The following is a 21,597-nucleotide window of genomic DNA, read 5'->3' as shown; positions in this document are numbered from 1 at the left end:
GCCGGGCTACCTACACCAGCCGCTCGAGGCGGGCGACCGCCTCTTCCACATAATCGAGGCTCTCCTGCCAGAAGGCGGGCTCACGAATGTCGACCCCCAGGTGCTTCTCCACCAGCTCTTCTGCACTCATACGGCCGGTGTCGCGCAGCAGCTCCCGATAGGCGTGGACGAACTCGCGCCCCGCCCGCGCCTGCTGGGCATAGAGCCCCAGGCTGAACAGGTAGCCAAACAGATAGGGGTAGTTGTAGAACCCGAGCTCGGCGATGGAGAAGTGGCCCTTGCTGGCCCAGAACAGCTCGTCATATTGACTCAGGGTGTCACCATACCACTGCTGCTGCGCCGATTTCATCATCTGCCGCAGCTGGCCGGCCCCCACGTAGCCCTCCTCCCGCGCAGCCACCAGGGTCCGCTCGAAGGTAAAGCGGGCCGGCACGTCGAGCAGCAGGCTGGCGGCCCGCTCCCCATCCAGCCAGGCGATGGCCCGGCGCTGCTCCATGTTGTCGGTGGCCGCCAGCAGGGCATCGCGCACCAGCGCCTCGGCAAACAGGGAGGCTGTCTCCGCCAGCGTCTTGGGGTAGTCACGCTGCTCCAACGGCAACTCCCGCATCAGCCAGCTGTGCCAGGCGTGCCCCAACTCATGAGCGAGCGTGATGACGTTGTCCAGGGTCCCCTCGAAGGTGAGAAACACCCGCGGCTCGGGCGGCTCGGCATACTCGGTGCTGTAGGCGCCGCTGCGCCTCTGTTCGCTCGGGGCAGCGTCAATCCAGCCATTGGCCGCCATCATGCGGGCAAACGCCCCCATCTCGGGATCAAACCCGGCGAAGGCATCGGCCACCAGGGTCAGCGCCTGCTCGAAGCTGATGAGGCTGCTCGCCCCGACAGGCGCCGGGGCATAGAGATCCCAGGGGGCGAAGTCGTTGATCTGCTGGGCGCAGGCCATGGCACGCAGGGCGCGCCGCCCCAGCTCCTTGTGCTCGCCGGCCGCCGTCATCAGGGTCTCCAGGGTGGCCCGCTCCAGGTGCCCCTGATGGCAGGAGAGATCGAGCGCATCCCACTTGCGTTCCTTGCCGCGCTGGCGAGCCAGCTCGTTGCGCCAGCCGTTGATGGCGTTGAGGATGGCGGCCACCGTCTCTTGCTCCGCCTCCCAGGCGGCCTGGATGGCGTGCCAGGCCGCGGCGCGCCTAGCCCGCTGCGGGTGGGCCAGCAGGTTGTCCGCCTGGGCCAGCCCCATGGGCTGCCCCTCCACCACCGGCCTGAGCCTTCCTACCAGGCCACCGTAGAGATCCCCCCACCCCTGCAGGCCATCCACGCTCAGCCCCGCGATCAGCTGCTCGCTCTCGAGCGACAACCACTGATCCCGCTGGCGCCGGTCGTGGCGAATGGCGTAGGCGAGTTCGAATAACTCGGGATCCTGCAGCAGGGCGCGCACCTGCTCCTCGGGGGCTCGCACCCAGAACAGGGCCACCGGTTTGCAGAGCTGGGCCAGGCTTGCCTGCAACTGCTGGCCGCGGGAGAGCAGCAGCCGGGCCGCCTCGTCGCGCCCGTCCCGGCTGAGCCGGTTGTAGCCGTAGGTCTGCCAGTTCCACTCCAGCAGGCGTACCTCGCGCCAGCAGGCCCGGATGGCCCGCAGCAGATGGCGCAAGGCATTGATGTCGTTGGTCTTGGGGAGTTCATCCAGCAAGGGGGGCAGGCGCTTCATGGCCTCGCGGGCACGCTGGAAGTCGGCGTCGATCGCCGGGCAGTCGGGGGCGGCATAGATGTGATCATCCTGCCAAACGGGTGGTTTCATGACGTTCCTTGTCTGTTTGCATCCATGTGGGTTGACCCCGCCTCTGTGAGCGGGTGTCAACCGGATAGTACGAAAGGAGGCCGGCCCTTGCCTAGCCCCCATCCGAGGCAACAGACGAGACAATATCTGACGGGATGACCCGCTATCGCGGGAAATGCCCGCTGACAGTCAGGCCTCCGGCACTATTTGGCGGGCTTGAGCTTGCTCACCAGGGTCATGGCCAGCACCAGCACCAGCCCGGCCACCACGCCGGCCACGGCGTTGAGCAGGGTCGGCGTCACCAGTGCGAGGGCGGCGCCGACCGCAGGCAGGGTGGCCACGGCAGCGGCAGTCCCTTCAATCAGGTGGTGCACGAAAGGCCAACCATGCACCAGGATGCCGCCCCCCACCATGAACATGGCGATGGTGCCGACCAGCGCCAGCAGGTGCATCAACCGTGGCGCCGTCACCAGCAGCCCCTGCCCCACCGCCCGGCGCAGGGCGCCACCATCGGGCTTTTGCAGCAGATGCAGGCCGATGTCGTCGAGCTTGACGATGAGCCCCACCAGGCCGTAAACCCCCACCGTCATCAATACGGCAATGCCCGCCACCACCGACAGTTGCAGTGCCAGGCTGGCTCCCTGCACGGTGCCGAGGGCGATGACGATGATCTCGGCCGAGAGGATGAAATCGGTGCGAATGGCCCCCTTCACCTTCTGCTGCTCGAAGGCGACCAAATCATCGGGAATGGGTGCGGTATGCGCCTCCCCCTCGCTCGCCTCATGGGGCAGAAACTTGTGGGCCAGCTTCTCGGCCCCCTCGAAACAGAGGTAGGCGCCCCCCAGCATCAGGAGCGGGGTGATGAGCCAGGGCACCAGGGCACTGATGGCGATGGCGGCCGGCACCAGAATCAGCTTGTTGCGAAACGACCCCTTGGCCACCGCCCACACCACCGGCAGCTCCCGCTCGGCGCGCACCCCGGAGACCTGCTCGGCGTTGAGAGCCAGATCGTCCCCCAGCACCCCGGCAGTCTTCTTCGCCGCCACCTTGGTCATCAACGCCACGTCGTCGAGTACGCTGGCAATATCGTCAATCAGGGCCAACAAACTGGTTCCGGCCATATCAGAGAATCCTTATGTCAGTAGAAGAGAGCTTCCCGCGGCACACCACGCCCTTGTTGCCCACGACCTTGGTCATCAGCGCCACGTCATCGAGTACGCTGGCTATATCGTCGAGCAGGGCCAACAAACTGGTTCCGGCCATATCAGAAAATCCTCATCAGGGTAGTCAGGGTCCCACGGTTCACCGGCGGCAACTGCCGATGTCGAGAGCGATGCCGGCCGAAGGGGGATCCCTATTGCGGGAAAAGATGGCACAGTGTAACCAGAAGCCGCCCGTTCGGCAGCAACCACATCAGGGTCATTTGGCCTTGATTCATCCGGTGCCCGCAGGCCCAAGGAGTGTTCCATGCAACCCTGGCAACCGCTGCTCACATTCTGGTTTGGCGAAGAGAGTGACGACGTCACCCGCGCCAAACGCCAAGCGCCCCTCTGGTGGGGCAAAAACAGCGCCACCGACGCCCTGCTCGCTAGCCGCTTCGGTGACCAGGCCGCAGCAGCAGCCGCTGGCGAGCTTGCCCACTGGGCCGAATCGGCCGAGGGCCGGCTGGCCCTGATCCTGCTGCTGGACCAGCTGCCGCGCAACATCCATCGGGGCACCCCGGCCGCCTTTGCCCAGGATGCCAAGGCGCGGGATCTCTGCCTCAAGGGGCTCTCGCTGGGAGCGGATCTGGCGCTGCCACCGCTGGAACGGGTCTTTTTCTACCTGCCGCTGGAGCACGCCGAATCCCGCGAGCAGCAGGCCAGAAGCGTGACCCTGTTCGAGGGACTGGCGGCCGAACAGGCTGACGGCCCGGCGCGGGAGACCTTCGCCGGCTTTGCCGACTTTGCCCGCCGCCATCAGGTGATCGTCGAGCGTTTTGGCCGCTTCCCCCACCGCAACGCCATCCTGGGCCGCGCGAGCACAGAGGAAGAGGCAGCCTTCCTGCTGCAACCGGGGTCAGGTTTCTAACCCATAAAAAAATCCCCGCCATGTGGCGGGGAGCTGGCACCCATAGTGATCACTGGATGCGATAACGAGAGATCTGCTGGTGAATATTTTCGGTGGTCACATTCAACTCTTCCGCCGCAGCCGATGTCTCTTCCGCCGTGCTGCTGGTCTGCTGGACCACCTGGGCAATCTGCTCCACCTGATGGGCAATGGACTCCGCCGCCGAGCTCTGTTCGCGAATCGCGATGGTGATCTCACCGACCTGATCCATGACGCGATGGGAAGCATGACGGATCTGAGTAATGATCTCCCCGCTTTCAGTGGCCATGGCCACCCCCTGCGCAACCTTTTCTTCCACCTGAACCATCTTGGTCACCGTGAGCTGGGAGCCCTGTTGAATCGCCTCCACCGTCTCCGAGATCTCCCTGGTTGATTGGGCCGTCCGCTCCGCCAGTTTGCGTACCTCGTCAGCCACCACGGCAAAACCTCGACCCTGTTCACCCGCTCGCGCGGCTTCAATGGCCGCATTCAACGCCAGCAAGTTGGTCTGCCCCGCCACATCGCTGATCACGTTCACCACGCCACCGATCCGGGAAATGCCATCACCCAATGCCGACACTTCACTGGAAGCCTGACGAATGGCCTCTGCGATCTCGTTGATGGCTTTCACCGTTCTGTCTATCGTGGTCCCCCCATCGCTGGCGAGCTTGCCGGATTCATTGGTGATGCGGCTGGCCTCCTGGGTTCGCTGGGAAATATCCGTGATGCTCACCGTCATCTCCTCCACCCCGGCGGCAATGAGACTGGTGGCATCGTTGGCCTGGCTCGCCGACGAGGCAAGGTGATGAGCCGCCTGGGAGAGCGACTCGGCCGTGCTCTTTATCTGTAGGCTGCCCACTGAAAACTCGGTAAAGGTTTGCTGCAAGGTGTCCAGCAGACGGTTAACGGCCGAGAGGGTCAGGCCAATCTCATCTTGCTGGGCCACCTTGGCCCGCAAGGTAAAGTTCAAATTGTGCTGAATATCGGAGAGCGTCGCCATTGCCAGCCGCAGTGGATTGGCGACCTGTCTGAACAACCAGATAAACAGCACCAGGGTCAATATTCCGGTACCACAAGAAATAAACAGCATGGTCTGGAGGCTATTGTCGTAGTTCTTTTCACCCTGCAGTTTGACTGCAGCCCCCAAATCAATGTTGAATTTCACATGCTTATCTATGGCCTTGGAAAACTGTTCGAACAGTGGCATGACATTGCTGGCGATAAAGTCTCTGGCCTCGGTGTTTTTATTATCGCGAGACAATATCAGGACCTTTTCTATCTCCTGATAATATTGCTCAATGATGCGCTGATCATCCGTCGTCAGTTGCCGATCCTCTTCATTGGAGAGCATCTCTGCTTGGTATTTTTGCAACAGAGAGCGGATTTCAGTACGCAGATCTGCAATGCCCGTCTCAATCTGATTCATCTTGCTGTTGTCGGTATTGAGCACATGGGTCTGGATCAAGGCGTGCAATGCGTAAAAATCGGCTTGTACCTGTTTGATGAGGGAGATGCTGGGCACCGTATTGTCGGTGACATAACCGAGATCAGTGTCGGCAGCAGAGAGTCGGTTGATGCTGAACCAGCTGAGAAAGGTCAGGGCCAGCATAACCAGCAGGGCAATGAGTTGAAGCCGGCGAGCAATGTTCATAAAGGCATACTCCGTTAATAAACTCCATTGCAGTGTAGACGATGGGCAACCTCCGGATGGCCCGTAAAATGTGCGCTTCCTTGCACATCTGTCACTACTGCTAGCCCTCGTGTTTCACCCGCTGCCGATGGTCAGAACCAGGCCCGAAAATAACCTCGCTGGCTGAATGTGAATGCGAAAAAGACCCGGCTACGACTGTGCCGGCCAGCCAATAAAAAAGAAGGAAGACATGTCGTCTTCCTTCTCGCTATTTATCTTCGCTCGGGATGACCCGGTAGGCCCACAGTGTGACGGCCGTCGATGAAGGTCACGCCGCCTCCGCCAGCTCCTCTTCTTTTTTCTGGTAAGCCTGCGGCGTGAGCCCCAGCAGCTCCTGCACGGTGGAGGCCACCGTAATAGAGGAGATGGTGCCCACCAGGATGCCGGCGAACAGGGTGAAGGAGAAACCGTAGAGGGCGTCACCGCCGAACAGCAGCAGGGCCCCCACCGTGAACAAGGTGGTGCCCGAGGTGATCATGGTGCGGCTGAAGGTGGCCTTGATGGCCACGTCGGAGCAGTCGTGGATCCCCATCTGGGTGCGCGAGCTGAGCAAGTCCCGCAAACGGTCGGAGATGACGATGCTGTCGTTGAGGGAGTAGCCGATCACCGCCATCAGACCGGCGATGACGTTGAGATCGAACTCGATGTTGAACAGCGCCAGCAGCCCCAGCGCCACCAGGCCGTCGTGCAGCACCGACACCAGGATGCCGATGGCTTGGCGCCACTCGAAACGCACCGCCAGGTAGACGGAGATGGCGAGCGAGGCCACCAGCACCGCCAGCATCCCCTGCTGGAACAGTTCGGCGCCCACCTGGGGGCCGACGATGGTGGTGCGCAGCAGCTCCACCGGCAGGTTGAGCTGCTGACCCAGCATCACCGCCAGCTCCTCGGCCGGCCAGGGCAGCTCGTGGGGCGGCAGCTTGATCAGCCACTCGCCGGGCACGCCGGCGCCGTGCAGCTCGACCACGCCCACCAGAGGGGCCGTCAACAGAGCGTTGAGCTCGTGGGCCTCCTTCAGGGTCTGGATGCGAAACTCCAGCAGGATGCCCCCGGTAAAGTCGAGACCGAGGGAGAGGCCGTTGATGGCGAGCACCGCGATGCTCGCCACGGTCAGCAGCACGGAGGCCCACAGGCCGATGTAACGCCAGCGGGTCAGCCCCATGGCAATGATCATTCTCAGCATTCTTCTTCCCTCGACAGCAGATGGCTCTGGCTTCCCGCAGGGAAGCCCATGGCGCGGGCGCGGAGCAGGCTCGAACGCGCGGCGCGATGACACAGGTGGTGATCCGTCATGGTCACACCCTCAGCAGCTTGGCGCTGCTCTTGCCCCACAGGGGGTTGATGATGGCGCGCGTGCCCCAGATGCCGGTCACCATGCTGGAGATAAGGCCCAGGATCAGGGTGATGGAGAAGCCCTGCAGCGGCCCGGAGCCGATGGCATAGAGCACCACGGCGCAGATCAGGGTAGTGATGTTGGCATCGAAGATGGTGCGAAACGCCGAGCGGTAACCAAAGTCGATGGCGTTGGCCAGCGAGCCCCCTTCCCGCAACCGGTCTTTGATCCGCTCAAAAATGAGCACATGGGTATCCACCGCCATGCCGACGGTGAGTACCAGACCGGCGATCCCCGGCAGGGTCAGCACGGCCCCCGGCAGCACCGCCAGCATGCCCACCTGCATCAAGAGGTTGGCGATGAGCGCGGTGATGGCGACCCAGCCGAACTTGCGATACCAGGCCATCATGAACAGCATCATGCCCGCCATGCCAAACGCCAGCGCGGTGAAGCCCGCCTCTATGTTCTGCAGACCCAGGGTCGGGCCTATGCTGCGCTCTTCCAGGATCTTGAGGGGCGCGGTGAGGGCGCCGGCGCGCAGCAGCATGGCCAGCTCCTGGGCTTCCGGTACGCTGCCAATCCCGGTGATGCGGAACTGGTTGCCAAGGGCGGTCTGGATGGTGGCGACATTGATCACCTCGCTCTGGGCCCGCAACTTGCCCTGGGCGTTGGTCTTGTACTCGGTGAAGACGGTGGCCATCGGCTTGCCCACGTGCTGGCGGCTGAACTGGTTCATCTTGCTGCCGCCCAGACTGTCGAGCACGATGTTGACCTGGGGTTGCCCCATCTCACCCATGTTGGCGCGGGCATCGACGATGTGCTCGCCGGTCAGCACCGGCTTGCGAGCCAGCCCCACCGCCTGGCCGCTGCGATCCGCCATGAAGAAGCGGCTGTCGGCCTGGGCTTCGTAGAAGGCCAGCGAGGCGGTGGCCCCGATCACCTCTTTCGCCTGCTTGGGATTGTGCACCCCCGGCAGCTCGATGCGGATGCCGTCCTGCCCCTGGCGCTGGACCGAGGCTTCGACGATGCCGAGCTCGTTGATCCGCTTTTTCAGGATCGACAGGTTCTGGGTCACCGCGTTGTTGGCCAGCAGGGTGCGCTCGGCCTCGCTCATCACCAGCCGCAGCTCGTTGCCGCTGCGCTTGAGGGTCCACTGATCCTGCCGGGTGCCGGCGGAATCCTTGATGATGGTGAGCCAGGGCGCCTGATCGGCCACCTCAGGCAGGGTCACCCTCACCTCCCCTTCGCTCACCCGGGCCACGTTGGCGCCGCGCAGGCGCGCCTCGCGAAACTGGGTGCGCAGCATGTCCACCAGGTTCTTGGTCTGGTTGTCGATAACGAAGCTCAGATCGACCCCGATCAGCAGCTGGGAGCCGCCGCGCAGATCCAGCCCGAGCTTGATGGGGGCGGCGCCGAGCTGGCTGATCCAGCCAGGGGCGTTGGAGTAGAACTCCAAGGTCAGCGCCGAGCTGTCATAGCCCTGCTGCTCCAGCAGTTGCTTGGCGCGCTGCTGTTCAGCCTGGCTGGCAAACACCAGCTCGACCCGCTCGCCCTGTTGCACCAGCTTGAGCGGCTCGATGCGGTTGTCGGCCAGCAGGGTACGCTGCGCCTCGGTCAGGCTGGTCTGGCCGTGCAGACCGAGGGAGGGCTGCTCGCCGAAGAAGGTGGGCAGGGAGTAAAAGGTAAAAGTGAGCAGCATGAGCAGCAGCAGGGCGTACTGCCACATGTTCATGCGGTTCAAGGTGATACGACTCTTTTTTCTCATGAAATCAGCCTCTGTCAGGAGAAGGCGGCGCACTCGCCACGCCCGGGCGGCGGCACGCAAAAAAACAGGAATGAGACAGTGGCCCGCTCACGCGCGGTGAGCAGGCAGCAGGCGGCGATGAGGTGGTGCGAAAGGACCGGACCCCATCGGGATCAGGCGAGGTAACTCTGACAGAAACGGTATTGCAGGTGCTGGCGCTGCAACCGGTGCCGATGGATGGTGGCAAACCGATCGCGGAAACTGTGTTTGCGATAGAAGAGGGCGGCATAGAACAGCAGGCCGCACAGCAGCAGCAGGATCGCCTGCTGGGACCAGCTGGTGACAAGCTCGTACACCACGCTGCCGGGCTGATGATCGCTGCGCAGGGAGTGTTCGAGCCGCAGCAGGTGATTCTGGTGGGAGCTGACGAACTTGACGATGCCGTCGTCGCTGTCGCTGGCACTGTGGATCACCTGGTCGCCATCGGACGGCGCCGCGGCGTCATCCATCAACTGACCATGCTGGGCGTGATGCTGGGATACGGGCAGGGAAAACCCCTCCACCGAGAGGGTGGAGAACAACAGAGCGAGGGTGATGAGCAGGGTCATCAGCGCCAGTTTCACTTTGTCGGTCAGGTTCAAAAAGTTAATTCCCGCATAATAGAAAGGGCAAACTACCACAGGGGGCCCGCTGGAACAAGGATGAAGGGGGTCGCCAACCCCCTTCCCCACCGGCTGGCCGCAACCATTACCCCTCAGACATCTGCCTGAAATCGCGGGCATAGCCCTTGAGCAGGCTGTAGAGGTGGGCCCGCTGGGAGATGTCCAGCGACTGGCTGAGATCGCTCAGCCAGTTGACGGTGCGCTGGCGCGACTGATCGGTGTAGCCGGTGAAGCGACCATCCATCAGACCGTCCCCCTGTTGCAGCAGAGCGGTGAGCTGGGCGCCGAAGTTCTGGCTCTGGCGCTGCTTCATCAGCCGATCCAGCTCCTTGGTCCAGGCGGTCTGAAACTCAAGCCAGGGGGCCTGCAGTTCGTACTGCCACTGGGCCCACTGGGCCACCAGCGGGGCCTGGGCCGGCTTCACCTCGCCAATCCAGAACACCAGCCGCTCGTTCATCTTGTCGCGAAACTCCTTGAGCATCTCCTCCCTGGGCTTGTCGGCAAACTCCTTTTCCCGCTCTGCCTGACGGGTGAGTCTGTCCTTCATGAACATGGCCACCTGCGCCTCGGTCAGGGTGCGCGCCAGTCGCACCGCCCGCGGCACCGTGTCTTCCAGGGTGCGGGTCAGGCTCTGCTGGGCCGCATCCAGATGGCGGGAGACCTGGGCCGGGGTCATGGGGCTCGCCACCGCCTTGGCCAGCGCATCGAGATCCTTGGCGTAGCGCGGCACCTCATACTGGCGGTGCCAGGCCATCAACCCCTTCACTTCGTTGTCCAACAGCCGCTTCTGGCTGCGATCCAGCGAGAAGTAGTCGTCCAGCTGCCAGACGATGGCCACGTCGAGCCAGTAATAGACGACCCGGGTGGAGCAGCCGGCCAGCAGCAGACAGAGCAGCAGCAGACTCCAGCTACTGGGCTTGCGCCAGGAAAAGGTGGTCACCATGCAGGGCTCCAATGTTGATGAAACAAAGTTGACGAAACGGATGATTCACAATGCCTGACCCTCTACTCCAGCCGCTGCCGGTTGAGATCGATCAGCGCCTGGTAGTCAGGCCCCGGCTGCTGCTCGGCCATCAGCAGCGCCCACAGCAGACCTATGTAGTCGACCCAGGGCAAAAAGGCCCGGCTCTGAAAGCCGCGCGGGCCGACTGGCTGCCCTGCCCGCTCGCAGTAGGCCTGCTCCAGTGCCTCGCGCTGGGCCTCCTGCCAGTTGTGGGTGCGCTGGATGCTGGCCACCTCGAAACCGGGATGCCCGGCGGCACCATACTCCCAGTCGATGACCCAGGGCCGGCTCCCCAACAAATTAGCCGGATTGAGATCATGATGGCAAGGGAGCCAGCAATCGGCGGGCTCGCGGCTGGCCAGCAGCCCCCGCTCCAGCGCCGGCAGCCAGGTCGGCACCCGGGCCAGCCGGCCACGATAACCGGCGCTGTGAGCCCGCACCGCCATCACCACGCTCGGCACCGGCAGCCGGTGCAGCCGCGTCAGCACCCCGGCCAGCAGCGCTGGCTGCAACGCAGCCGGGGGCGGCGCCGCCAGCCAGTTCGGCTCGTCGCACCAATCCAGCAGCATCAGGCCAGTGGCGGGATCGCTGTGATGGCAGGGCAAAGCCAGCCCCTGCCCCACGGCCCCCTGATAGAGCCGCCATTCGGTGGCCCGGTCGATGCCAAGACGCACAGGATCGGGGTGGCCCTGGCGCAAAAAGTGACTGCGCCCCGAGGGGAGGCGCAGTCGATAGTTGCAGTTGGTCAGACCGCTGGCCAATGGCTCCAGCCGACCCGAGCGCCAGGGTGGCGGCAGGCGGGCCAGCAGGGCGCGCTCGGCGGCGTCCAGAGTGGCCTCGCTCGACTTACCAGCCAAAGGTGGACTTCTTGGCCTGCTTGCGGATCTCCTTCTGATCGGCCCACAGCAGCTCGCCGTTTTGCAGATCCATCAGGTTCATGGTCATCTGGTAGTAGACATCCTTCACCTTGCCGTTGTCCTTGACGATGCTGGCGAGGTTGCCATAGACCATGTAGCGAGCACCGGTCTGCTTGCCCAGGCGCACCATGGAGGCCGGGTCAACCATGCCGCTGCTCTGCTGATATTCGAGCTGCTGCTTGACCGCCGCCACCTTGCTCATGTCGACGAAGCGGAACTTGCCGGCGCGCAGCAGCTTGGTGCGGATGGTATCGGTGATGGCCTCGGTGTCGATGTGCTCGGAGGTCTTGTTGCGGATGGAGTCCATGAACATCACCGGACGGCCGCCGGCGGTGATCTCGCTGGTGGCCGGCGACGCCAGCATGGAATCCGCCATCTTGTCGGCGATGGCCTGCAGATCGCTTGAACCGTAATCGACGGTCACCGTCTCGGTTTCGGTCGGGTCGCCATAGCTGACGGTGGTGCTGGAGCAGCCGCCCAGCAGCAGGGCGCCAGTCAGGATCAGCAGGGCATGATTCATTTTCATCAGTAGGATTCCTCAATCACTTCGCGTACGTAAATCCGGTAGCCCCGGGCGGCCGGGCTCGGCGCCAGGGCAGACAGGGTGCGGGTCTGATAGCCGTGCAGCTTGAGCGGCGTCCAGCCGCGGCCATCGCTGGCCACCTCCTGCCCCGCCTCATCATACCAATAGAACAGGTATTGCAGCTTGTTGTCACCGCGCTGGGTGCTGGCCGCCGCCACATTGACCTGCAGCAGGCCGTTTTGTTCGCGCCGGCTGAGCTCGGTCAGGGTGACATTGACGTTTTGATGCTGCTCCGCCACTGGCGCGGCGCCCGGTGCCCCATAGAGCGCCACGCCGGAGGTATTGGTGGCGCAGCCCGCCAGCAGCAGAACCAGGCCCAGAGCCAACCCGTGTGCTTTCATCTTGCTCTCCTTGCCGGCGACCCCGATGGGCCCGACCGGTCACTCATGTGTATTGCCATCGTTCGCCGTTACAGCGGCATCACCCGCGTCGTCAGCCCGGCACCGAGCCGCTGCACCCACACCAGGGTGGTGCGTCCCTGGTGAATGGTGAGCGGCAATTGCCGCTGGGCTGCCCCCGCACCCAGGGTAAGGTTCACGTCACCCGCCGGCAGCATCCCCTGCCAGCTCGCTGCCTGCGCCGGCAGCGTCAGCCAGCTGCGGGTGTCAGCCCGCTCCGAGAGGGTATTGAAGATGCCGACCAGAATGTTGCCCACATCGCCCCCCTCCTTGGCGGCGGTGCGCCGCACCTGCTCCTTGGCCACCAGCCGCAGCGCCTGGCGGGTCAGCATGCCGGGCAGCCGCTCCTGCAGATCTTTGGCCGCCAGCGCCTCTAGCCTGACCAGCTCGCTGGTCTGCTCGACCCGCTTGCCCACCGAGACCGTGAGCGGCCCGGTGTCGCTGGCCCGATTATCGTAATAGGGGATGGCGACGGTAAAGGTGCGAAAATCGCCGCCGGAGGTGGCGATGGGCAGCGGCAGGAACAGCTCGCGCCGCGCCGGGATCAACCCATCTTCAAACAGCACCACCAGCTGGCCCTGACTCTTGGCCAGGGGCGGTGCCTTGCGGCCCACCTTTTTTTCGGTCTCACGGATCTCGTCCGCGGCGCCCCGCAGCACAGCCAGGCGCAGCAAGGCATCCTGCAGGCTGCGGTTGTCCGGCGCTATCTGGTAGCCGCGCTGATAGTCGACCCAGGCATCGTTGAGATCCCCCGCCGCCTCATAGAGCACGCCGGAGAAATAGAAGGTGTAGGCGTTTTGAAAACCGTTCTTGACCCGTCCGATCAGCCGGTCCAGCTCGGGGGCGCCGCGCGACATCAGCTGGCGCATCTCCCCTTCTGCCTCGACCTCTTCGCTCTCATCCTTTGCCTTGCGCACCTCGTCGGCCCGCCGTTTGAGGGCCTGCTCCTGCACCTGGTTGGCGCGGCGCACCTCCACCAGAGCCCCCTCGGCATCCCCGCGCTGCAGGTAGTTGAGAGCCAGATAGTGGTGCAGCATGGTGCGCTCGTAATCGGGCGCCCGGTAAACCATGGTCTGGTCATTGGTAAGCAGGCTGCCCGCCTGGGCCAGCCCCTGGCTGACCCGGTACTCGGCCTGATTGTCTTCCCACGCCAGCCGGCTGTCGGCGGCCGCAAAGGACTGCTTGCTGGCGGCATCCTGACTCGCCAGCCAGGCGATGCGCCCCTGCTCCAGTCGGTCCAGCACATAGGTATCGTCCCCCGCCGTGGAGTCACGCACCTCGGGCAACGCCTCGGCGGCATGGCCCAGCAGCAGCTGGTTGCGCACCGGCACCATCTGATCGGAATAGGAGACGAACATGTCTTGCCAGTGGGAGGCGCAGCCCCCCAGCAGGGAACCGGCCAGCAGCAGACCGGCCAGTGGCAGGCGCGGCATCACAGGCTGAGCAGGGGTCCCAGCGGCTGGCCGCCGACCAGATGCAGATGGATGTGGTAGACCTCCTGCCCGCCGTGGCGGTTGCAGTTCATGATGAGGCGGTAGCCATCCTCGGCAATGCCCGCCTCGCTGGCCAGCTTGCGGGCCACGGTGAACATCCGGCCCAGCGCCAGCTCGTGATCCGGCTCCACGTCGTTAACGGTGGGGATCAGCACGTTGGGGATGATCAGGATATGGGTCTTGGCCTTGGGCTGGATGTCACGAAAGGCGGTCACCAGGTCGTCTTGATAAAGGATGTCGGCGGGGATCTCTTTGCGGATGATTTTGCTGAAAATGGTTTCTTGCGCCATGGATAACTCCTTTATATGAAAAAGAAAATTCAATGCCTGTCTCAAGCGGTTCCAACGCCCGTCATCAAGGCCCGGCAAGTGTGACACAAGCCGACATTTGACACAGCCGTTGTCCCATTCTCTTCAGTTATTGTTAAAAATACCGATAGCCGGAAGACGTCTGCCGACGTTGCTCGCCCACAGTGGTAGCAGGGTATCAAATGGACGGGGTATTCAGGCAAGGGACTTTTGCATATACAGCGGGACAATAATGAAACAAACAATGTCAGACCTCTCCATCTTGCAGAGGGTCTATCTTGGCTTTGCCATCCTGGTGGCCGTGATGGCGGCCACCTCGGTACTCACCTTCCGCAGCCAGAGCGAGCTAAACCAGGCGCTGGATCAGGTCACCCGGCAGACCATGCCGCTGGTGATCGCCAGCAGCCAGACCCAGATCAGCCTGCTCAGCGCCAACAAGTGGCTCACCGACGTGCTGACCGAGCAGGATCTCAAGCAGATCCCGGCCGAAGTAGCCGAGCTGCAGCAGGCCAAGGCGCAGGTCGACAAGACCCTCGCTACCCTCGCCCAACAGGCGGCGGAACACCCGGAGCTGCAGAGTGAGCTCGGCGCGCTCAACCAGCTGGTCAAGGACTACCTGCAACTGACCGAGACCCTGCCCACCGAACACCAGGCCCTACTCACCCGGCTCTACAAGGTGAACCAGGCCAAGGGCCAGTTCCAGGTCAGCCTGCCCCAGTTCAAGAAGAACCTCGGCGACATGATGATCACCATCGACGACAGCTTCATCAAGATGCTCTCCGAGACCCTGACCACCAAGCTCTCCGCCATTGAACTCTCCACCATGGATGCCCTCAACCAGAGCATCCCCGCCCCCATCGAGGCGGCGCTCAAGCGCAACAAGATGCAGATCGAGGGCTTCAACAGCACCATCAAGGATCTGCAGGGGGAGCTCAAGGAGTTCGACAACAACATGGGCCACTACGTGCACGGCTTCGTGCGCGACACCACCGCCAGCGACGGCGTGCTGGCCCAGTACCTGGCGCTGATGCAGCAGCAGGAGCGGATGCGCGAGCAGAGCAAGCAGGCCGGCAAGCTCATCGTCAACATCCAGAGCAAGCTCGAGCAGATCACCGCCCAGAGCCAGCAGCTGATGAACAACAGCATCCGCGCCTCCGGCAAGGTGCAGACCCAGAGCACCCTCACCCAGGGGGTGGCGCTGATCATCGCCATCACCATCGCCATCCTGGTAGCCTACACCCTCGGCAAGGCCATTCGCCGTCCGCTCAAGGAGCTGCTGCGGGTACTGACCGAGGTGACCCAGGGCGACATGACCCAGCGCATCGGTTTTCGCAGCAACAACGAATTCGGCCGGCTCGGCAGCCAGGTCAACCTGCTGATCGAGCAGATGGGCGAGGTGCTGAGCCAGCTATCCCAGGCCTCCAACCAGCTCAACAACGCCGCCCATGACAACCGCCACACCACCGAGTCGGTGCGGGCGGACCTGGAGAAACAGCGCCAGGAGACCGCCTCGGTCGCCGCCGCCATGACCCAGATGGAGGCCTCGGTGCGCGAGGTGGCCCAGGCCGCCAACCAGACCCTGGAGCGGGTGATGGACGTGGAGAAAGCCTCCGAGACCGGCCGCAAGGTGATGGCCGGCAACATCACCACCACCCACCAGCTGGCGGGCAAGCTGCAGCAGACCGGCAAGGTGATTGGCGACGTGAGTGCCATGAGCGGCCAGATCGGCAACATCCTCGACGTCATTCGCGGCATCGCCGAGCAGACCAACCTGCTGGCCCTCAATGCCGCCATCGAAGCGGCCCGGGCCGGCGAGCAGGGACGCGGCTTTGCGGTGGTGGCCGACGAGGTGCGCAGCCTGGCCGGGCGCACCGCCCAGTCCACCAGCGAGATCCAGACCATGATCGAGAACCTGCAGCAGGGGGTCGCCAAGGCGGTGACCGTGATGCAGGAGTGCTCCCGCGAGATGGACAGCTGCATGGATCAGAGCTCCCACGCCAACAACGCCATGGAGGAGGTGCAGGGCATAGTGGTGCTCATCAGCGACATGTCGAGCCAGATAGCCTCTGCCGCCGAGCAGCAGCAGGCCACCAGCGCCGACATCGCCACCAACCTCAACCGCATCTCCGACATCTCGGATCTCAACTACCAGGGGATCGAGCGGGTGGCCGAGACCAGCCAGCAGCTCGACTCGCTGGCCGAGCAGCAGGAGAGCCTGGTCAAGCGCTTCCGGCTCAGCGCCTGACGCCAACCCCGGCTACGACAAGGCCCCGCAGATGCGGGGCCTTGTTTTTTACTGACAAGCGGCGCGGGATCAGGCGTAGGCGATGGCGCCCTTGCCCACCCCTTCATAGGCCACGATCTTGACGAACTTGTCGCCCACGCTCTTCTTCACTTCGCGGGCGATGTAGTGGGCCAGCAGCTCGATGGTGGTGTCGGTGTCGATCATCTCCACCTCCGCCGCCGGCATGGCCAGCTGGAACAACCCTTGCGGCGCCACATACTTGAAGCCGACGTAGTGTTCGCCAGCCTCTTGCAGGATGGCCTTGGCCTGCTCGCTCAACGCTAGATCGCCGAGGGCCACCCGATCCTCGTCGGTCCCCAGATAGATGTCGGCCCAGCGTTCGGCCCAGTTGAGCTCAAGCTCCTGGTCGCGCTCGCCGTCCACGTGGATCTCGATGGGAGAGCGGTGGCCGTGGGCGATGCGCTGGCAGTTGCCGTCGTGCTTCTTGAGGCCGTGGCTGTAGTGATAGAAGGCGCCGTCGATGGCCTCCTGGCGCAGGGTCAGCGACAGATCCTTGATGTTGCCCGGCAGCCGCTTGGCCAGCACCGCCAGCAGATAGCGGGTGACGGACTCCTTGTCCACCTGGGGCGCCGGAATGAAGGCGAAGCCTTGGCTCGGGCAGCGCAGGTGGATGGAGCGACCGGGCCGCAGCAGATCGACGGTGCTCTCGTCACCGTCCAGCTGGGCCACCTGCACCAGGGGGCACTCGGTCGGCACCAACAGCTTGTGATCCACCTCGTCGTCGATGATCGACTTGATCAGCTTCTTGACCCGGCCGAAGTCCAGCAACATGCTCATCTCGTTGAGCTCGCCGCTCATTTCGATGTCCACCAGCCAGCTCTCCCCCACCATACCGCGGCGTTCGCACAGGTAGCTGGAGTCGATCACGGTCAAATCTTTTACAAATAACTTCATCAGTCAGGCCTTGCTACAGAGAAAGGGCGGTTTGCGCTATTATGACCCGCGATTATCGGCAAAGGAACTGGAACCCCCCATGAACAAATTGCTTATCAAGAATGCCACCCTGGTCAACGAAGGCCGCATCTATGCCTCCGACGTGCTGATCGAGGGGGAACGGATCGCCCGCATCGCCCCGGATATCAGCGCCCCCGATGCAGTGGTGATCGATGCCGCGGGCCGTCACCTCATCCCCGGAATGATCGATGATCAGGTCCATTTCCGGGAGCCGGGGCTGACCCACAAGGGGACCATCGCCAGTGAATCCCGGGCCGCCGTGGCCGGTGGCACCACCAGCTTCATGGAAATGCCCAACGTCAATCCCCAGACCACCACCCTCGATGCCCTAGAAGCCAAATACCAGATAGCCGCCAACTCCTCCGCCGCCAACTACAGCTTCTACCTCGGCGCCACCAACGACAACCTGGAAGAGATCAAGAAGCTCGATCCGAAACAGTCCTGCGGCATCAAGATCTTCATGGGTGCCTCTACCGGCAACATGCTGGTGGACAACCAGGAGACCCTGGCCGCCATCTTCCGCGAGAGCCCGGTGATGATCGTCACCCACTGCGAGGACACCCCCACCATCAAGGTGCTGGAAGACGAAGCCCGCGCCAAGTGGGGCGAAGATGTGCCGATGCGCGAGCACGGCCGCATCCGCAGCGCCGATGCCTGCTACAAATCCTCCAGCCTGGCGGTCTCCCTGGCCAAGCAGTACGGCGCCAAGCTGCACGTGCTGCACCTGACCACGGCGAAAGAGCTGTCGCTCTTCACCGCCACCCCGGATCTGAAGGATCTCAAGGACAAGAACATCACCGCCGAGGTGTGCGTTCACCATCTGTTCTTCAACGAGGCGGACTACGACACCCTGGGCAGCCAGATCAAGTGCAACCCGGCGGTGAAGAGCGCCGCCGACCAGCACGCCCTGCTGGATGCGGTACGCAATGACGTGCTCGACATCATCGCCACCGACCACGCCCCCCACACCTGGGAAGAGAAGCAGAACAGCTACTTCAAGGCGCCGTCCGGCGTGCCGCTGGTGCAGCACTCCCTGCTGGCCCTGCTGGAGCTCTACCACAACGGGGTATTCTCGCTGGAGACCATCGTCAAGAAAACCTCCCACGCGGTAGCCGAGCGCTTCCAGGTGCAGGATCGCGGCTACATCCGCGAGGGTTACTTCGCCGACCTGGTGCTGCTGGATCTGGGCAAGCCCTACGTGGTCAACGACAGCAACCTGCTCTACCTGTGCGGCTGGTCGCCCTTCAACGGCTACCGTTTCCACAGCACGGTGGAGATGACCCTGGTCAACGGCCAGATCGCCTGGCAAAACGGTCAGGTCACCAACGAGGTGCTGGGCAAGCGGCTCACCTTCACCCGCTGATCCCTCCCAATCGGTGCCACCGTCACCATCGCACCATCACAGGCCGCCCACCCGGGCGGCCTGCTTGTTTTAAGCGGCTCTCAACCCCGCCATGAGCGGTTTTTGGGCAAGTGGCGGCACTTTGAGCGCCGATTGTTCGCAAAGCAGGCGAACGCACCGCCGCCGCGGTTTCCTTGTTGACAGGCCGGGTCCATCTCCATAAACTCGGCCCCCGTCAGCTCAGACTGACTTCGTCGGCGTGTAGCGCAGCCAGGTAGCGCACTGTCATGGGGTGTCAGGGGTCGGAGGTTCAAATCCTCTCACGCCGACCATCATTCCCCGAGAAAGGCCTTGTCAAACGACAAGGCCTTTTTTCTTTCAGGCGCGCCACCGCAGGAAGCGGCCCACCGATTGTGCCCCCCATGGCTTTGTGCTGTAGTGAAACCCTCTGCTGCCAACCGGTGATCGAGATGCCCTCTCCCCGTCCCTCTGTGCCCGTCCTGCTGCTGGCCTGCCTCTGCGCTGCCCTGCTGCTCGGCTGTGCCACCCCCTATCACAGCGAACCCTCGTTCTGGAACGGCCAGACCGGCTTCTCCCAGACCCGGCTCGGGCCGGACAAGTGGCAGCTGGAGTTTGTCGGCAACGATCTGGTGAGCCGGGAAACCGCCCGCAAGTACGTGCTGAAACGGGCGGGCGAAATGGCACAAGCCGAAGGATATCAGTGGCTTGAGGTCAACGAGTTGACCCTGCAGCGGGATGCGGTCAGGGTGACCCCGAGCCGCCCCCTGTTCGGGTTCGATGATGACGAACCGGACCCCTTTCTGGATCAGCGCACCGTGGAGCATCGCATCTCGGCGCTGCTGGTCTTCACCCTTGCCAAACGGGCAAGAAACGACCAAAGCCTGAAAGCTGATTATCTTGCCAACATCAAAATAAACAGCGATTAATATAGGCGAATTGCAAGATCCATATCACATACACCTAATAGCAAGATAAAATTCTGCTACAAGGCGCTGGATTTACCCCCCCGGATTAGGCATGCTGCCAGCACACCGGCTGTCAGGAATCTACGGCTCGGATCACAAAAACGGACTGAAGCGGCACCCTTGCCGCTTGAAATGCTTTGCACTCATCAAAACTGGGACCCACCCCATGAAAATGAACAAATTGACGGCTGCCATCCTCATCGCAATGCTGGTTGGCATCCTTACCGGTCAGGGCTATCGGATGTTTGCTCCTGACCAGGCCGCCGGCTTTGCCAGCGACATCACCCTGCTGACCGACATCTTCCTGCGCCTCATCAAGATGATCATCGCCCCCCTGGTGTTCACCACCCTGGTGGTCGGTATCGCCAAGATGGGCGACACCCGCACCGTGGGCCGCATCGGCGTCAAGACCCTCGGCTGGTTCATGCTCGCCTCCCTGCTGTCACTGACCCTGGGACTGGTGATGGTTCACCTGATGCAGCCTGGGGTGGGGCTCTCCCTCTCCCTGCCTGACGACACCGCCAGCTCCGGCGTGGTCGCCACTGCCATCTCCCTCAAGGACTTCGTCACCCACGCCATCCCGAAAAGCGTGGTCGAGGCGATGGCCACCAACGAGATCCTGCAGATCGTGGTGTTCTCCCTCTTCTTCGGGCTGGCCGCCGCCGCCCTGGGGGACGCCGCCAAGCCAGTGGTGATGCTGATGGCCAGCGGCGCCGAGATCATGCTCAAGGTGACCGGCTACGTGATGAACTTCGCGCCGTTCGCTGTGTTTGGCGCCATCGCCGCCATGGTCGCCAAGGAGGGGCTCGGCATCCTGGCCACCTACGGCACCTTCATGGCCCAGTTCTACCTGGCACTGGGTTGCCTCTGGCTGCTGCTGATCGCCATGGGCAGCCTGTTCATCCGCCGCCGCATGCTGACCTTGCTGGCCCTGATCCGCGAGCCCATCCTGCTGGCCTTCTCCACCGCCAGCTCCGAGGCCGCCTATCCCAAGACCCTGGATCGGCTGGAGAAGTTCGGTTGTGACAAGCGCATCGCCAGCTTCGTGCTGCCCATGGGCTACTCCTTCAACCTGGACGGCTCCATGATGTACTGCACCTTCGCGGTGATGTTCATCGCCCAGGCCTACGGCATCGAGCTCTCCATGGCCCAGCAGATCACCATGCTGCTGCTGCTGATGGTCACCTCCAAGGGGATGGCCGGCGTACCGCGCGCCTCCCTGGTGGTGATTGCCGCCACCCTCAACCAGTTCCAGATCCCGGAAGCGGGCATCCTGCTGCTGCTCGGCATCGACCACTTCCTCGACATGGGCCGCTCCGCCACCAACGTGCTGGGCAATGCCATCGCCGCCAGCGTGGTGGCCAAGAGCGAAGACAGCCTGGGGGAAACCGCGCCGCTCGGCGAAGTGGATACCGCCAAGGCGTGATCCCCGCCATCCCATCAAAACGGCCCGCATCTGCGGGCCGTTTTCTTGTGCCTCATGGCAACAGCACGATCCCTAGCACCAGCGCCGCACCCGCCGGCAGTAATCGGCATAGGCTTTACCAAAGCGCTCCTGCAACGCCCGCTCCTCCGGCACTATCTGCCAGCGGCTGAGCCAGCCCCACAACAGCAGCGGACCGAGCCACACCAGCAGCCCGCCCAGATAACAGGCCAGCGCCATCGTCCAGCAGAGCAGCCCCAGGTACATGGGATTGCGGCTGCGGCGATAGAGCCCGCCCGTCACCAGCGCACTGACCTGCTCTGGGTGCAGCGGCGTCACCGTGGTGCCCTGGCGGCGAAAGCGCAGCACGCCCCCCAGGCCAAACACAGTGCCCAGCATGGCCAGCAACAGGGCCGGCAGCGGCCAGCCATCGTTCACGTCACCCGCGCCCCATCCCTGCATGGCCGCCACGATCAGGCCAAACAGCAGCAGCGGTGGTACCCGACACTCAAGACTCATCATCTATTGGCTCCCGGAAGGTGCCACGATCGGCACCTTGCGTTACACTCCCCGGCGGGAAAGCGCCGTGGAAAATTGACA

At 63.4% G+C, this 21,597-nt stretch carries 20 protein-coding genes and 1 tRNA gene; 6 read left to right on the top strand and 15 right to left on the bottom strand.

Going from position 1 to position 21,597, the window contains the following annotated elements; translation table 11 throughout:
- Window positions 1-10 precede the first annotated feature (10 nt).
- The 3 genes from CK627_RS13130 to CK627_RS22860 form a co-directional block, all read right to left on the bottom strand.
- Window positions 11-1,789 (bottom strand): M3 family oligoendopeptidase, encoded by a 1,779-nt coding sequence (locus CK627_RS13130; RefSeq protein ID WP_095592548.1) that lies wholly within the window; start codon window positions 1,787-1,789, stop codon window positions 11-13.
- Between the two features lie 182 nt (window positions 1,790-1,971).
- Window positions 1,972-2,889, bottom strand: coding sequence for a DUF808 domain-containing protein (locus CK627_RS13125; RefSeq protein ID WP_095592547.1), 918 nt, complete (start codon window positions 2,887-2,889; stop codon window positions 1,972-1,974).
- A 1-nt stretch (window position 2,890) separates the two neighbouring features.
- On the bottom strand, window positions 2,891-3,031 hold the full coding sequence (locus tag CK627_RS22860) for a hypothetical protein (RefSeq protein WP_167385347.1): 141 nt from the start codon (window positions 3,029-3,031) through the stop codon (window positions 2,891-2,893).
- A gap of 204 nt (window positions 3,032-3,235) precedes the next feature.
- Here CK627_RS22860 and CK627_RS13120 point away from each other — a divergent pair, with 204 nt between their 5' ends.
- Window positions 3,236-3,838 (top strand): DUF924 family protein, encoded by a 603-nt coding sequence (locus CK627_RS13120; RefSeq protein ID WP_017778846.1) that lies wholly within the window; start codon window positions 3,236-3,238, stop codon window positions 3,836-3,838.
- Between the two features lie 49 nt (window positions 3,839-3,887).
- Here the strand turns inward: CK627_RS13120 and CK627_RS13115 are convergent, their stop codons facing one another.
- From CK627_RS13115 to hinT, 10 genes are all read right to left on the bottom strand, one after another.
- On the bottom strand, window positions 3,888-5,507 hold the full coding sequence (locus tag CK627_RS13115) for a methyl-accepting chemotaxis protein (RefSeq protein ID WP_017784064.1): 1,620 nt from the start codon (window positions 5,505-5,507) through the stop codon (window positions 3,888-3,890).
- A 307-nt stretch (window positions 5,508-5,814) separates the two neighbouring features.
- A complete protein-coding gene (secF, locus tag CK627_RS13110) occupies window positions 5,815-6,729 on the bottom strand; it encodes a protein translocase subunit SecF (RefSeq protein WP_174704180.1) in 915 nt (304 codons plus the stop codon).
- Window positions 6,730-6,841: 112 nt separating this feature from the next.
- The gene (gene secD / locus CK627_RS13105; protein ID WP_095592545.1) at window positions 6,842-8,644 is read right to left on the bottom strand and encodes a protein translocase subunit SecD; all 1,803 of its coding nucleotides are present in this window, start codon (window positions 8,642-8,644) and stop codon (window positions 6,842-6,844) included.
- A gap of 152 nt (window positions 8,645-8,796) precedes the next feature.
- Window positions 8,797-9,303, bottom strand: a complete 507-nt coding sequence (locus CK627_RS13100) for a hypothetical protein (protein ID WP_095592544.1) — start codon at window positions 9,301-9,303, stop codon at window positions 8,797-8,799.
- Between the two features lie 67 nt (window positions 9,304-9,370).
- Window positions 9,371-10,228 carry a DUF6279 family lipoprotein gene (locus CK627_RS13095; protein WP_095592543.1) on the bottom strand — a complete coding sequence of 286 codons (858 nt, stop codon included), beginning with the start codon at window positions 10,226-10,228 and terminating at the stop codon, window positions 9,371-9,373.
- Between the two features lie 62 nt (window positions 10,229-10,290).
- The gene (locus CK627_RS13090; protein ID WP_095592542.1) at window positions 10,291-11,145 is read right to left on the bottom strand and encodes a phosphotransferase; all 855 of its coding nucleotides are present in this window, start codon (window positions 11,143-11,145) and stop codon (window positions 10,291-10,293) included.
- On the bottom strand, window positions 11,135-11,731 hold the full coding sequence (lpoB, locus tag CK627_RS13085) for a penicillin-binding protein activator LpoB (protein WP_005302153.1): 597 nt from the start codon (window positions 11,729-11,731) through the stop codon (window positions 11,135-11,137). The genes CK627_RS13090 and lpoB overlap by 11 nt, the downstream gene beginning before the upstream one ends.
- Window positions 11,731-12,129, bottom strand: a complete 399-nt coding sequence (locus tag CK627_RS13080) for a YcfL family putative periplasmic lipoprotein (protein ID WP_017764229.1) — start codon at window positions 12,127-12,129, stop codon at window positions 11,731-11,733. Before CK627_RS13080 ends, lpoB begins: the two co-directional genes overlap by 1 nt.
- Before the next feature lie 68 nt (window positions 12,130-12,197).
- The gene (locus CK627_RS13075) at window positions 12,198-13,619 is read right to left on the bottom strand and encodes a COG3014 family protein (protein ID WP_167385345.1); all 1,422 of its coding nucleotides are present in this window, start codon (window positions 13,617-13,619) and stop codon (window positions 12,198-12,200) included.
- Window positions 13,619-13,969, bottom strand: a complete 351-nt coding sequence (gene hinT / locus CK627_RS13070; protein ID WP_010633658.1) for a purine nucleoside phosphoramidase — start codon at window positions 13,967-13,969, stop codon at window positions 13,619-13,621. The genes CK627_RS13075 and hinT overlap by 1 nt, the downstream gene beginning before the upstream one ends.
- A 262-nt stretch (window positions 13,970-14,231) precedes the next feature.
- Between hinT and CK627_RS13065 the strand changes: the two genes are divergently transcribed.
- Complete coding sequence (locus tag CK627_RS13065; protein ID WP_236664553.1) at window positions 14,232-16,232, top strand: methyl-accepting chemotaxis protein; 2,001 nt, start codon at window positions 14,232-14,234, stop codon at window positions 16,230-16,232.
- 69 nt (window positions 16,233-16,301) lie between these two features.
- Here the strand turns inward: CK627_RS13065 and CK627_RS13060 are convergent, their stop codons facing one another.
- Window positions 16,302-17,186: a 6-carboxytetrahydropterin synthase gene (locus CK627_RS13060; RefSeq protein ID WP_054544684.1), complete on the bottom strand. Its 885-nt coding sequence runs from the start codon at window positions 17,184-17,186 to the stop codon at window positions 16,302-16,304.
- Window positions 17,187-17,265: 79 nt separating this feature from the next.
- Between CK627_RS13060 and CK627_RS13055 the strand changes: the two genes are divergently transcribed.
- The 4 genes from CK627_RS13055 to CK627_RS13040 all read left to right on the top strand — a co-directional run bounded on the left by CK627_RS13055 (window position 17,266) and on the right by CK627_RS13040 (window position 21,000).
- Window positions 17,266-18,609, top strand: a complete 1,344-nt coding sequence (locus CK627_RS13055) for a dihydroorotase (RefSeq protein ID WP_005302169.1) — start codon at window positions 17,266-17,268, stop codon at window positions 18,607-18,609.
- A gap of 234 nt (window positions 18,610-18,843) precedes the next feature.
- Window positions 18,844-18,920, top strand: a tRNA-Pro gene (locus tag CK627_RS13050).
- 138 nt (window positions 18,921-19,058) lie between these two features.
- A complete protein-coding gene (locus CK627_RS13045; protein WP_050559296.1) occupies window positions 19,059-19,535 on the top strand; it encodes a CC0125/CC1285 family lipoprotein in 477 nt (158 codons plus the stop codon).
- A gap of 205 nt (window positions 19,536-19,740) precedes the next feature.
- Window positions 19,741-21,000: a dicarboxylate/amino acid:cation symporter gene (locus CK627_RS13040; RefSeq protein ID WP_162518743.1), complete on the top strand. Its 1,260-nt coding sequence runs from the start codon at window positions 19,741-19,743 to the stop codon at window positions 20,998-21,000.
- Between the two features lie 72 nt (window positions 21,001-21,072).
- Here the strand turns inward: CK627_RS13040 and CK627_RS13035 are convergent, their stop codons facing one another.
- The gene (locus CK627_RS13035; RefSeq protein WP_095592538.1) at window positions 21,073-21,519 is read right to left on the bottom strand and encodes a methyltransferase family protein; all 447 of its coding nucleotides are present in this window, start codon (window positions 21,517-21,519) and stop codon (window positions 21,073-21,075) included.
- Window positions 21,520-21,597: the final 78 nt, after the last annotated feature.

Origin of the sequence: Aeromonas dhakensis (assembly GCF_002285935.1) — a bacterium.
GTDB classification, from domain to species: Bacteria; Pseudomonadota; Gammaproteobacteria; order Enterobacterales; family Aeromonadaceae; genus Aeromonas; species Aeromonas dhakensis.
This window is presented reverse-complemented; position numbering and strand designations above follow the sequence as displayed.